This window comes from Corynebacterium kroppenstedtii DSM 44385 (assembly GCF_000023145.1).
In the GTDB taxonomy this organism is placed as follows: Bacteria; Actinomycetota; Actinomycetes; order Mycobacteriales; family Mycobacteriaceae; genus Corynebacterium; species Corynebacterium kroppenstedtii.
In genome coordinates this window covers 1,282,331-1,295,236 of sequence record NC_012704.1, presented here as the reverse complement: position 1 = coordinate 1,295,236, position 12,906 = coordinate 1,282,331, and the positions used below count along the sequence as shown (strand labels likewise).

The 12,906-nt window shown below is 55.7% G+C and carries 7 protein-coding genes; 2 read left to right on the top strand and 5 right to left on the bottom strand.

Going from position 1 to position 12,906, the window contains the following annotated elements:
* The first annotated feature begins 61 nt into the window (after positions 1-61).
* Entirely contained in the window at positions 62-1,744 is a 1,683-nt protein-coding gene (ptsP, locus tag CKROP_RS05385; RefSeq protein WP_012731728.1) for a phosphoenolpyruvate--protein phosphotransferase, read from the top strand.
* 121 nt (positions 1,745-1,865) lie between these two features.
* Here ptsP and lexA read toward each other — a convergent pair whose 3' ends face one another.
* On the bottom strand, positions 1,866-2,600 hold the full coding sequence (gene lexA, locus CKROP_RS05380; RefSeq protein ID WP_012731727.1) for a transcriptional repressor LexA: 735 nt from the start codon (positions 2,598-2,600) through the stop codon (positions 1,866-1,868).
* 790 nt (positions 2,601-3,390) lie between these two features.
* On the opposite strand from lexA, the gene nrdR reads away from it, so the two are divergent.
* A complete protein-coding gene (gene nrdR / locus CKROP_RS05375) occupies positions 3,391-3,843 on the top strand; it encodes a transcriptional regulator NrdR (RefSeq protein WP_012731725.1) in 453 nt (150 codons plus the stop codon).
* Between the two features lie 30 nt (positions 3,844-3,873).
* On the opposite strand, the gene hrpA is transcribed toward nrdR, so the two are convergent.
* The 4 genes from hrpA to CKROP_RS05355 all read right to left on the bottom strand — a co-directional run bounded on the left by hrpA (position 3,874) and on the right by CKROP_RS05355 (position 12,905).
* The gene (gene hrpA, locus CKROP_RS05370; RefSeq protein WP_012731724.1) at positions 3,874-8,103 is read right to left on the bottom strand and encodes an ATP-dependent RNA helicase HrpA; all 4,230 of its coding nucleotides are present in this window, start codon (positions 8,101-8,103) and stop codon (positions 3,874-3,876) included.
* Between the two features lie 77 nt (positions 8,104-8,180).
* A complete protein-coding gene (locus CKROP_RS05365; RefSeq protein ID WP_012731723.1) occupies positions 8,181-9,935 on the bottom strand; it encodes an ABC transporter permease subunit in 1,755 nt (584 codons plus the stop codon).
* A 64-nt stretch (positions 9,936-9,999) separates the two neighbouring features.
* Positions 10,000-11,544 (bottom strand): ABC transporter substrate-binding protein, encoded by a 1,545-nt coding sequence (locus tag CKROP_RS05360; protein ID WP_012731722.1) that lies wholly within the window; start codon positions 11,542-11,544, stop codon positions 10,000-10,002.
* Positions 11,541-12,905 (bottom strand): MFS transporter, encoded by a 1,365-nt coding sequence (locus CKROP_RS05355; protein ID WP_012731721.1) that lies wholly within the window; start codon positions 12,903-12,905, stop codon positions 11,541-11,543. The genes CKROP_RS05360 and CKROP_RS05355 overlap by 4 nt, the downstream gene beginning before the upstream one ends.
* Position 12,906 lies beyond the last annotated feature (1 nt).

Sequence of the window (12,906 nt, the reverse complement as noted above, 5' to 3'; positions counted from 1 at the left end):
ATATTTCTGGAATCACCCGTTAGACTTGGATTAAAGAAATCCGACATGAGGAGCGACTTTAATGGACACCCAAGAAACTGCCGTGATCAAAGGTAAGGCCGTAGTACCTGGTGTCGCCCTTGGTCCAATCGCAGTGGTGGCCCCGCGTCCCGCTGTTCCGGAAGCTGGGGCTGAGGTTGACGAAGGTCAGCGCGAGGCTGAATACGAACGTTTTGAACAAGCGGCTAACGCAGTCACCGAGGCTCTCAAGGAACGCGCCAAGAGCCTCGAGGGGCACGCTGCAGATGTTGTTAATGCAACTGCGGGGCTTGCATCTGACCGCGGATGGCGTCGGAAAGTTAAGAAAACCACCAAACAGGGACGGAATGCGATCGACGCAACAGTCACTGCTACAGCGTCATTCGTCGAAATGTTTACGGCCAACGGGGGAGTCTTTGCGGAGCGCGTCGCCGACCTTGAAGATGTCCGCGACCGTGTTCTTGCCCACCTCCAGGGCCTTCCGGAGCCTGGACTTCCGGTCCTCACGACGCCATCTATCTTGTGGGCCGACGACCTTGCACCCGCGGATACGGCAACGCTGAATCCGGACTTAGTCATCGGCATCGTCACGCGTCGTGGTGGACCGACGTCGCACACGGCAATTATTGCCCGTCAGCTCAATATTCCTTGCGTTGTTGCAACTGGACCGACTGATGTTGAGATTTCCTCAGGCGAAACTGAAGGCATGATTAGTGGCGCTGCCGGAGAGCTCACGGTCAACCCGGATGAGGATGTTGCGAAGCAGGCAGTTCATGAGTGGCAGCAGCTTGCAGAGAAGATCGCAAACTGGGAAGGCCCTGCTCAGACCAAAGATGGCCACCGCGTTCAGTTATTAGCCAATGTTCAGGATGGCCCTCAGGCTGCCTCGGCAGCGTCGACTGCAGTTGAGGGAGTTGGCCTGTTCCGCACTGAGCTTCTCTTCTTATCGTCGACGAAGGAGCCGTCGGTCAATGACCAGGCCGCGGCGTATGGCCGTGTGCTGAATGCGTTCCCGAAGGGGAAGGTTGTTGTTCGTACTCTTGATGCAGGGTCGGATAAGCCCGTTCCCTTCGTCGAGGCGGAGGAAGAGGACAACCCGGCTCTGGGTGTTCGTGGCGTGCGCATTGCGTGGGACCGTCAGGATATTCTGGAGCGCCAGTTGGATGCTATTGCTAAGGCGGTCGAAGATAACGATCGCGGCGACGCTCCGACCTGGGTTATGGCACCAATGGTGGCAACTGCCGACGAAGCTCGGTGGTTTGCGGGTATGTGCCACGAGCGTGGCTTGACGCCCGGGATCATGGTTGAGGTTCCTGCGGTTGCGCTGTGTGCTCGGGAAATCATGCAGGAAATTGATTTCGTTTCGATCGGAACGAATGACCTTACTCAGTACACGATGGCGGCTGACCGCTTGTCCTCCCCATTGGCTCACCTCAATGACCCGTGGCAGCCTGCTGTTTTGCGGCTCATCAAGATGGTCTGTGAGGCCGGCGCGGAGACGAAAACTCCGGTCGGAGTTTGTGGCGAGGCAGCTTCCGATCCGCTTCTTGCCTGCGTCTTGACGGGCTTGGGCGTGAACTCCTTGTCCGTTGCCGCTCCTTCTGCTGCAGGGGTTGGGGCTCAGGTTGGCGACCGTACTCTCGAGGAATGCCAGAAGATGGCGGCCGCTGCGGTTGCCGCTACCTCCCCCGTCGACGCGAAGAAAGCGGCTGCTGACGCTGGCTAAAAGCCAGAAGCTGTGTAGAAGCACAGCGCCCGGAGCAGGATTGCTTTCCTGCTCCGGGTGGGGGGGATCGTCGGCAGATAATAGGCGTTATCTAATTAGGCGTAGACCTATTTGGCGCGCGTCACAGTGATCGAAGAACTGTGACGACCTTGCCGAGAATAGTGGCCTCATCACCGGGGATCGGATCAAACGCATCGTTGTGGGGCAGTAGCCACACTCCGGTTCGGTCCCGGTGGAATTCCTTGACCGTCGCATTTCCATCAATCATGGCGACGACGAAATCACCAATCTCGGCCACATTTTGTGAGCGCACGACGACATAATCACCGTCTAGGATTCCGGCGTCCCTCATGGATTCACCGACAACTGACAGGATGTATAGGTCTCCTTCGCCAGTAAGTTCTCGGGGGAGAGGAAACTCGTCGGTAACTTCTTGTTCTGCCAGGATCGGTGTACCTGCAGCAATCCGACCGATCGTCGGAATAAAGACGGGGGTGGGGTGGTTGGACTCAATATCGCTGTCCGCAACGTTCTCTGATGCAGATGGCGTGGATTCTTCATCCGCGTGGTGCAGCGATGAGGACCCAGTAGGTTTCGTCGGATCCGCGATCTTCAGCCCCACTGCTCGAGGTTTATTCGGGTCCCGCCGGAGAAATCCTTTACGCTCGAGCTCTTTGAGTTGGTATGCCACCGATGACGTCGAGGTCAGGCCAGCGGCTTGGCCGATTTCTCGAATGCTCGGCGGGTAGCCACGCAGCACAATTGCATCATGAATTACGTCGATGATGCGATGTTGCCGGTCCGTCAATGAATCCATGTCAGGCTTCGTTGACTTCCGGGATTTCTTTGCAGGCATGGGGCTGGTCTCTCCCAGTTCTAGGTTTGAGGTCGTTATGGCTGGAGTTTTGGCCGTACTGTGCGCCTGGTAGGCGATGTTGAGATCAGTTTACATCAACTCACAGCACGTGGACGTGCGTTCGATGACACGGGCCGTTGTTAGGCAAAGATTGGCGCTAACACTGGCGAATATAGAACACGCATGAACCTCTATCAGATCGCACATGTTCGAATAAAAAACGCTTTTACACTCGGTAAATAGGATTTAATGTTCGAATAACGAGCTGCGTTGTGCCTTTATGTCCGGCCCGCATGATGTCATAGCCATGTCCCTCAATGAGGGATGAGATGTTCGATTATTTTCATTCTCGACATTGCCGAAAGGATGTCCCATGCCTACACAAACCCCGACATTGACCCGCCGTTATTCAGCTCACCCCGTCCAACGCCACGTATCACATAAGAATGGGCATGCAGAGCCTGCCACCAACCGTAGAGTAGTGCAGAAGAACCGACCTCACCCCAGAGCTCATCGGGGAGGTCCTGCCGTGAGGGCCTACCCGGCGAGAAGATATGCCCAACCGTGTAGACGGTCAATTTTTCCTGAGCGACGTAGAATCGCAGCGTACAGTGTCGTAATCGGTTTGCTCATGGGTGCGAGCCTGTATTACGCCTGGGAAGAACCGCGGGATGCGGACATGAATCAGGAAACACCATATAGTCAATCAGTGATCGTCACGCCCTCTGGCGAGGGTTAATATACTGGCGGTGTTTTCCGGCGTTATCCGTTTAGATAGGAGATCATCGTCGTGTTTTGCCCGTTTTGTCACCACCCACAGTCTCGGGTGATTGATTCGCGGACCGTGGAAAATGGTTTTGTCACTCGTCGGCGGCGGCAGTGCACTAAGTGCCACGGTCGTTTCACCACTGTTGAGAAATCTGTGTTGTTGGTTGAAAAACGAAACGGCGTGACAGAGGACTTTAGTAAAGACAAGTTAATCCGTGGTGTACGACGTGCTTGTCAAGGGCGAAATGTCTCTGACGACGCGTTAAAACTCCTTGCCCAAGAAGTGGAAATCGATTTGCGTGCTCAAGGAGGTTCACGGGTTAACTCAAACGATGTAGGTCTTGCAGTACTAGAGCCTCTACGGAAACTCGACGAAGTTGCCTACATGCGTTTCGCCTCCGTGTACAAGTCATTTAGCAGCATGGAGGACTTCGAACGAGAGATCACAGAATTCAAGGCACGGCGTTCACAGTAGGGAGTAGGTAGTCATCAGATCGGCCCAGACTTAACGGAGCTTGTTGATGGCTTTAGTAATTCTTTGGGGGGACACTTTCTGCGCAGTGCCTAACCGCTCTGCGAACACTTGAACGCGTAGTTCTTGTAGGGAGAAAATGATGGCTCGTGCTGCGGGGGAGTTTGCGCGCTGTTGAGGAAGCCCTTTGAGCTTTGAGCGGAAAGCGCGTTCAAGGTTGTTAATTTCCTCCTGGCCGTCGGCGTCTCGGTCGGGGTCACGCTCCATGTTTTCCAGACGAATCTCAACCGCTTTCATATACCGCTGAAGGTGCTTGAGATGACCGGTGCCATATCGTGTCACCGCATTAGGAGGAAGGAGGATATTCAGCTGACGTTTAATATCCTCGATCGCTTGCCCATCCCACTTCTTGATCTCTTCGGCCATGGACTCATAAGCCACGAGCCCTGGTGCCATGGCAACAACCATGCGCCGCGTTGCTGCAGGAATAGTGTGCGACATTTCTTTTTTCAGTGCCTCAAAGGCTTCGGGAGATCGCTCGATGACACCGTGATCCACCAGCGCATCCTTGATCGCCGCAACTCGGCAGTCGTTAACCAGTCCGCTCAGACCCCCATGGGGATAGTGCTCCACCGCCACTCGCTGCTGTAGCGGTAGCCCCTTCACTGCTTGATTCTCATTGATCTTGATGGACTGCACTAACAAAGTAAGTACTGCAGTGAACATCATGGAATTGGCAGTGGATTGAGATGCGGAGGTTACCACCTCAATTCCCTTCGACGTGACCTTAAGCGCCGGATACGCTGTTGTCGGTTGCCCGTCGATCGTAGTTTGGACGCTTTCGGGGAGAGTGCCGATGCCCTCGTCAGTCCATTCTGCATACACCTTCCCGAGGTCAGGAACAGTCGTCGCGTCCTCCCCGGAACGGCGGGCGGTGCTGCTTTGGGAATCGGGCTGTGTCTGCGGCAAGTCTTGGGCTGATCCGTCGTCGTGGGAATGGCCTCGAGAAAGAGCCGAACCGACTTTACTTCGCTTGAACGCGGCAGACATTGCCTGCGTTGCCGCCGAACTTTGCCGCTTCTTCAACGCATCCAGATCTCGATCTTGATCGATGACCCTCCCGTGTCTATCGATAGCTTGGAAATTCATCCTCAAGTGAAGAGGAAGCTTAGCGACGTCGAAGTCGGAGGACGTCATGCCCGAGCCTCCGACTGCTCTGAGAGCGTCGGCGAGCGAATCCGTAAGCGGCTGCTCGTACGGATGCATCATCTCGATGGCCCGACGTGCAAAGTCGGGAGCAGGAACAACGGTGGTTCTCAACGGCTTCGGCAGAGTGCGGATAAGTGCCGTCACTAGTTCACGTCGTAAACCAGGAACGTTCCAGTCGAAACGGTCATCCCACGATAACGACCCAATAATGGGGAGCGGAATCCGCACACTGACCCCATCGTCGTCCTCTCCTGGCTCGAACTTGTACGTCAGCTCGAGGTCGGTGGAATGAGCTCGCCACCGGTCCGGAAAATCGTCCTCGCTAATGGTGTGCGCTTCGGGGTGGAGAAGCTTATCCGGATCGAAATCAAGGAGATGCGGATCTTTTTTCGATTCCTTCTTCCACCACGCATCGAAGTGGCGTCCCGTCGTTACTGAGGCCGGGATCCGCGAATCATAGAAATCGTACAGAGTGTCGTCGTCGATAAGTAGGTCACGGCGACGCGTCTTTTCCTCAAGCTCTCCGGCAGTGGCTAGCTTGTCGCGATTGAGGTGAAAGAACTTGTGTCGAGTGACCCAATCACCTTCGACGAGGGCACTGCGGATGAAGATCTCTCTGGCTTCGCGTGGGTTGATGCGGTGGTAGGAGATCGGCCGATCAGTGACAACCGGTAAACCCCAGAGAGTTGACCGTTGGTACGCCATTGCCGCAGATCGCCTGCGTGACCAGTGAGGTTCTGAATACTGATGGCGCAGTAAATCCGATGCCTGCTCTTCAACCCAGCGTGGTTGGATTGCGGCAGCATCACGCGCGAACATTCGTGATGTCTCGACGATTTCCGCAGCCATCAGCCACTGAGGCTGCTTTTTATGCAGCGATGACCCTGGGAAGATGAAGAATCGCGTCCCCCGAGTGCCTTGGTATTCCTTTCTCACATCGCTGCGTAGTCCAATTTGCGAGAGAAGCCCGGAGAGAATAGATCGGTGGAGCCCATCGTGATCGACGGTGAGCATCGGCATATCGGGATGCGCGTTATTGTTCTGCGATTTCGCCTTTTTGTTCGGCCGCGAGCGCTTTTTCGTGGAAGGCGTCGTCGATTCGTCGTTGTCGTTGGGTATGACAGCAGTAAGACGATTCTGGTCCCACGACCACGACAGGTCTTCGGTCACTCGACGCAGTTGTCGAACAAAGTCCATCCATTCGCGCACCCGCATGTAGTGAAGGTATTCTGCGCGACATCGCTTCCGGAACGCATTCCCCGACAATTCTTTTTTGATACTCGTGAGATATGCCCATAGACGGAGGTACGACATAAAGTCGCTATCCGTGTCCTTGAACCGCGCGTGAGCCTGATCCGCCTGGGGCTCATGATCAGTCGGGCGCTCGCGGACATCTTGAATAGATAATGCGGCGATCACGACAGAAGTGGCTTCCACGACATCTCGATGATGAGCTTCAACCAGCATTCGAGCTAGCCGGGGATCGACGGGGATACGGGAGATTTCGCGACCGATGGAGGACAGCACCGGGGAGCCATCGCGCTCGCCCTCGCCTAAAGCGCCCAGCTCGTGAAGCACCATCATGCCGTCGCGAATTGCTCGGGGTTCTGGCGGATCGATGAATGGGAACTCGTTGATATCGCCCAGTTTCAACGAGGCCATCGTGATGATCACGCTGGCGAGATTGGTGCGCAAAACCTCGGGGTCGGTGAATTCTGGCCTCGAGTCGAAGTCTTCTTCGGAATACAGCCGTATAGCAATTCCTTTCGCTATACGCCCGGAACGGCCTGATCGCTGATTCGCGCTCGCCTGACTGATTGGTTCGATAGGTAACCGTTGGACTTTCGTCCGAGTCGAGTAGCGAGAAATGCGTGCTGTACCTGTATCGACAACATAATGAATACCGGGAACGGTTAACGACGTCTCAGCGATGTTGGTTGCAAGTACGATCCGACGGCCGCGGTGCGGGCTAAAAACGCGGTGCTGTTCCGCGTTGGATAGGCGCCCGAAAAGTGGTGTGACCTCGACATTAGGCCATTTCTTTGCCTCGATGGCGTCATGAGCTTCGCGGATATCGCGTTCACTGGGGAAGAAACAGAGGATATCCCCAGGCCCGGCTGCCATGAGCTCCTCACATGCTTCACACACAGTATCCTGCGGATCTTTTTCGATCCGCTCGACGGAGCCGTCCTTGCGTTCGCGTTCGATATACGGGGGCCGGTACCGGATTTCAACAGGGTAGGTTCGTCCCGAGACCTCGATAATGGGCGCCGGATTTCCCTCCTCATCCGCGAAGTGACGCGCAAATTTTTCAGGGTCGATCGTCGCGGAGGTGATGATGACCTTAAGATCTGGGCGTCGTGGCAATAGCCGTTTGATATAGCCCAAAATGAAATCGATGTTGAGGCTTCGTTCGTGAGCCTCATCAATAATGATCGTGTCATAAGCCCGCAAAAGCCGGTCACGTTGCATTTCCGCCAGGAGAATGCCGTCGGTCATGAGCTTGATAGCTGTTGAGGGGCCGACGCGGTCATCAAAACGAATGGCGTACCCAACGCTTTGGCCGATATCTTGGCCAACCTCACTGGCGATTCGTTCGGCCACCGTCCGCGCAGCCAACCGCCTCGGCTGGGTATGCCCGATCATGCCTTTCCGGCCACGCCCTAAGGCTAAACAGATCTTGGGTATCTGCGTTGTTTTCCCCGACCCGGTTTCACCAGCGACGATAGTGACCTGGTGTGTTCGGATAGTGTCGGCAATGTCGTCTACCCGCTGGGATACGGGCAGGTCAGGGGGATACGTGATCGTCGGAAGCGTTGCGATTTTTGCGGCGAATTGGGTCCGTGCCGCCGCTAAGTCACGAGCGATGGCGTGCCGTGCTCGGTCAGATCGGGCTTTTTTCAGACGACGACGAAACCGGTGCTCATCAGCGGCGCTAACCTCGGTGAGCTGAGCATAGAGTTCTTTGCGCGATGGGGCATTGGAGGCTGTGTCGGGTGTCGACGTAGTTGTCGTCCGGGCATCGGCGGCGTGGCGGTTGGATTTGTTCGTCATGACTTCCCACAGTCTACCTGGACGACGACGCTTGCTTCGGCTGCTGGCTGCTCGGCCGGCAACGACGCATCCGATACCTAAGAACGACGTCGGCTAACGATATGGTCAGCAAGGAGAGTCATCGACAGACCGACCAGGATGAGGGCACATGTGGGAGAAAGGGCAAACCATAGGGCCCGGTCGGCGTAAGGAGCTGCTTCGCTGAGCATCGTGCCCCACTGTGGAGAATCGTGCCCGGCGCCGATACCAAGAAACGCTAGTCCGGCGAGAGCCAGGATATTGTGCCCCAGACGAGTCGCGCCGTGGCGAAGTGCGGCGGGTACGACGAATGGGATGGTGTGGACGATAAGTAATCTCCATCGTCCGGCCCCACTATCTCGGGCCCATTTGTAGTGCCCCTGATGTCGTACGTCCAAGGCTAAGGCGCTGCAATGTGCTGCGATCGGAATCCAGCCGACAGCCATGACGGCGACAGCTGCAGTCCATACAGAGGTTCCAAACACGGAGGCAATGACCAGCCCGATAAAAACGGCGGGGAGAGCGTTTAACGTGTCACCGAGGACACGTGCCCAGTCCCCACTCAGGCCGATGATGACACCAATCACTACGCAGACTGCCGTCGTAATGAGAGCGATTCCGACAGTAGGTATTGCTCCGTCAGCCATTCTGGCGAGTACATCTCGTCCCACCTGATCAGTGCCCAGCGGATGCGTCAATGAGGGAGACTCCAAGCGAGCGGTGGGCGTGATGGCCGAGGACCGAAAACTACCGACGACGAGCGCGAATACGAGAGGGATGATCGCCATGAGTGGCGGCACCCACCCGACATCGATATGTGCTTGTCCATGGGAGAGCCCGGCTTCGTGCGACTGAGCAATTGGACGCATCATGAAGTAATGGATGCATCTCGAGAGAAACCCGCACGCTACACCGATGAAGAGAACTAAGGTCAGCAGTGCTTGCATGACGGGCACGTCTTGGTGAGTTGCCGCTTGGACAGCGATCCGTCCGATTCCGGGAATGGAAAAGATGTTTTCCACGAGGGCTGTTGACGCTAAGGTTCCAGCGAAAAAGAGGAAGATTTGTGGCGTTAATGTCGCAAAACCTCGTCGGATGAGGCTTCTGCGAATTCGGTAACCGGGTATCCCGTTTACCAACCAGGTTCTGACCCAAGGCTCGGTCGCTGCTGTATCCACGGCGATGAGCAGAATGCGTGAGAGCATTCCTGAGATGGGGATGGTGAGGGAGATGACCGGAAGAATTGCGTAGCGGAGGCCATCCCACCCGGTCGCGGGCAAGTATCCCAGCTGAATGGCAATGAGGCTGATCAGCAGACTAGCGAGGACAAATTCGGGGACGGAGGATAAAACCGCGCTCGATAATAGACCTGCGTGGGATCTGCGCCCCTGTGAATAGGCGTAAATCCGTGGCCAGATCAAAGCGCACGCGATCATAGTGCCTAGTAGAGTGGCCGTTCCTGCTAAGAAGACGGATGGGCCAAACCCTGCCAAGACAGTGTTCCATGCAGAGTTGGATGGATTTACCCATGAGACACCGAAGTCGAGATGGACGAAGCCGACAAAGAATCGCTGAATACCTTCGATAGGGTTCGACGGCAAATCCAGTTCATTCCGAATGTTTTCTATGACTTCCGGATCTGGAGTCCGTTCTGATTCACGTGCTCGAAAGACAGACACCGCAATATCGCGCCCGGAAAGCCATGGAAGGACGGCAGCAAACAGAAGTCCTCCGAGCACTATAAGAACAGTTGTTCCTGTAAGAAGGCCCAGGATGGAGCGGTACGAGCGCGCAGTACGGTGTCGTGAAGGCATGATGAGGGGTAACTAGGGGATCCGTAGGAATGACAAGGGGGATTGGTGCGGGCGCGTCGATGAATTAGTCACGCTGACTCTTAGCAGTGAGTAATTGTCGCTCAAACGAATCCACGCTGACGTCTTTCATTCCCTTCATCGCAATGTAGCCCCGCGGGTAGGCGACAGGGACAACCGCATTGTCAGCCACGATGCGCGCTCCCGCTTCGGCCGCGAGTGTGCGTCGCTCATTGAGGTCAGAGGTAGCATCTGCCCGCGAGATTTGTTCATCAATCTCCGGATCGCACAGCTGCGACAAGTTGTATGTGCCGTCGCACGTGTAGTCGGACTGCAGGTAGGAAACGGGGTCGGCTGCACCGATGAGGTAGTTACGACTTCCAATAACAGCATCAAACTGGCCGTCAAGAAGGCTACTTTCGAGTGAATCGTAATCCTTCGTCGTCACATCTACGACGAAGCCTGCGTGGCGTAGCTGGTCAGCAACAATCGATGCTACTTCTGGCAGTTCGCCACGTTCAGTCCAGGTGGCAAGCTTGATCTTCTGTTGTGATGGTTGCGTAGCAGGAACAGCGCTCTTGGATGCGTCATCCGGGGTACGTGCCCATTCTTCAGCCGGATTGAACAGGTGGTCGGTTGCAGCATCTGCTTTTCCTTCAAACACAGAGTCCGTGATGGCTTTGCTGTTGATGGCCTCCCGCGCTGCTGCCCGTAAACCGGGATCGGTGAATACACCCTTCTTCGTATTGAGGTGGAGAAGGATGGCGCGGAAAAGCGGCGTTGACTTGATCTCGCCCGCCGACTTTTCAATCTCGGAAACCTGGGAGGTGGGAATAGCCGTCGCAAGTTGCACCTCTCCTGAACGGAAAGCGGCAGTACGGGCACTCGCATCGGTCATGAACTTGACGGTGACTGAATTGAGTTTCGGCTTGCCGCCCCAGTAATCGTCATTCGCCTTCAGATCCGCTTGGGTCGAGCTAGCTTTTTTGTCGAGCGAAAATGCCCCGGTTCCGTGTTTCACTAAGTCCGGTGCAGCATCAGAGGAACCCTCTTTTGCTTCTGCGTCCTTACCGTCGTTCTTTTCCCCATCCTTCTTGGCGTCGCCGGTGAAAGCATCAGGTGACAGAATCATTGTTCCCGGGTCAGCGAATCGTTGAATCAGGATGGGGTCGTCCTTTTCCGACGTAACTTTCAACGTGTGGTCGTCAGTGGCTTCAAACGTAAGGTTGGCTTTTCCAAGGGCTTTCGGCCGGTTGGTGGCGTTCCACGCGTGGGTGAGACTGGTGGCCGCAGCTTGAGCGGTCAGCGGCTTTCCGTCATGGAACTTAGCGCTACGGAGGTGGAAGGTTACCGACCGTGGGGAATCATCCGACCACGACTCAGCCAATGACGGCATAACATCGCCATTCTCTCCTAACGTGACTAGCGTTTCCCCGACACCCATCCGGCTGGCTAGAACGGCGTCGTCGGAATAGGGCGACATACTTGCCACCGGGGCAAAGGCCAATCCGATTGTTGCCCCGTCGTTACCGGTTGAGTCCGAATTATTGAAGCATCCGGTGAGCACAGTCGCTGCCACAGGGACGGCAAGTAATAGCGACAGTCGTTTCATGATGAGAACTCCTCTATCTGATCAGTTAATTGTGATGAGTTGTCAGGCGCGTCGGCTTGACGTGGCTGTTGTGAAAGCCTCGCCGTGCGTCGGCCCCACACGTAAATAGTGATGGCAGCAACCACCATCCCGGCAGCAAGAACGATCCACGGAATCATTGCTGATTGCGTGGGGTGGTAGGCATTGTTTAAAAGCTTTCCGAGAAGTGGCGAAGTGATGAGAACGGCCGCCCCACCAACCGAATTGAGGACCCCGTAGTACGTCCCCAACTTGATGTTCTTCGCGTGTACTCCAACGAGGTCGCGCGCGATCGGGCTGACAATCATGCTGCCCACATTGAGAACGACGACGAAGGCGATGGCGGGAGCCAAACTCCGGGACCACGGTGCGCACACTGCGATGATCGTGAATGAGCTAGCCATGATGAGAAAGCCAACGGCTACCGCCCGCGTGGGGCTATACCGAGCCGCTATCCGGGCCAGCGGAACTTGAAGAATGATGACCCACAGCCCAGCAATGAGGAACATAATCCCCATCGATTGATCCGACCCCGTTCCTCGCGTCAATTCCACAGGCAGGGACAGATACATCTGGTTATAGGCGACGAGACTCATGGAATATGCCGCTGCGAGAATAAGGAAACGGCGGTCTCGGAGGACATGCCTCCAGTCTTGTGTGATCGGTCCGCGCCGGGCCGGGTGGACCGAGGTGGGGAGCATGATCAAGTGAGTGATGCCCAAAAAGACAAAGATGGCGGCTGCCGCGTAGCAGCAAATGTCGAACCCGAGAGGAAGGAACAGTGCTCCAATAAGCGGGCCTAGTCCAGAGCCGACAGTTGAATAGGCGGAATCTAAGGCAAAGATGTGGGCTCTCGTGCTCCTTCCTTGGGCTTCGAGGCGTGCGCCCGAATCGGCCAATGACGTTTCGACGGCGGGAGAGAACAATGCGGCAGCAAAGCCAATAATGACGACGCCGCCTATGAATCCGGCGAGTGACCATGTGTGGGCCAGATTGTCGCTCTTTCCATTGACCGTGGCGTAATGGCTGGTCACGCCGGTTGTGATGAATCCAAGTACGCGCAGAGAAATCCCCGTCAACAGGATAGGGCGCGCCCCATATTTATCGGTGAGCCCTCCGCCGAGAAAGAACAGCCCCTGTTGTGAAAATGTCCGCAAACCGAGGACTAAGCCGATCATTGTTCCGGCTTGAGCAAAACCATCTGCCAGGACGACCCCTAGAAAGGGCACAACAATATAGAAACCGATGTTGAACAGTAATTGGCTGATCAACAGCAGGTAGATATACGCGGGGAGCAGTTGTCTAGAGTTCCGACGACCTCCGAATAGCGATAAAGCTTTCACG

Excerpts from the sequence above, each read along its gene's own strand:
- ptsP (WP_012731728.1), top strand. The coding sequence starts at position 62 with ATGGACACCCAAGAAACTGCCGTGATCAAAGGTAAGGCCGTAGTACCT.
- lexA (WP_012731727.1), bottom strand. The coding sequence starts at position 2,600 with ATGCCTGCAAAGAAATCCCGGAAGTCAACGAAGCCTGACATGGATTCA.
- hrpA (WP_012731724.1), bottom strand. The coding sequence starts at position 8,103 with ATGACGAACAAATCCAACCGCCACGCCGCCGATGCCCGGACGACAACT.
- CKROP_RS05365 (WP_012731723.1), bottom strand. The coding sequence starts at position 9,935 with ATGCCTTCACGACACCGTACTGCGCGCTCGTACCGCTCCATCCTGGGC.
- CKROP_RS05360 (WP_012731722.1), bottom strand. The coding sequence starts at position 11,544 with ATGAAACGACTGTCGCTATTACTTGCCGTCCCTGTGGCAGCGACTGTG.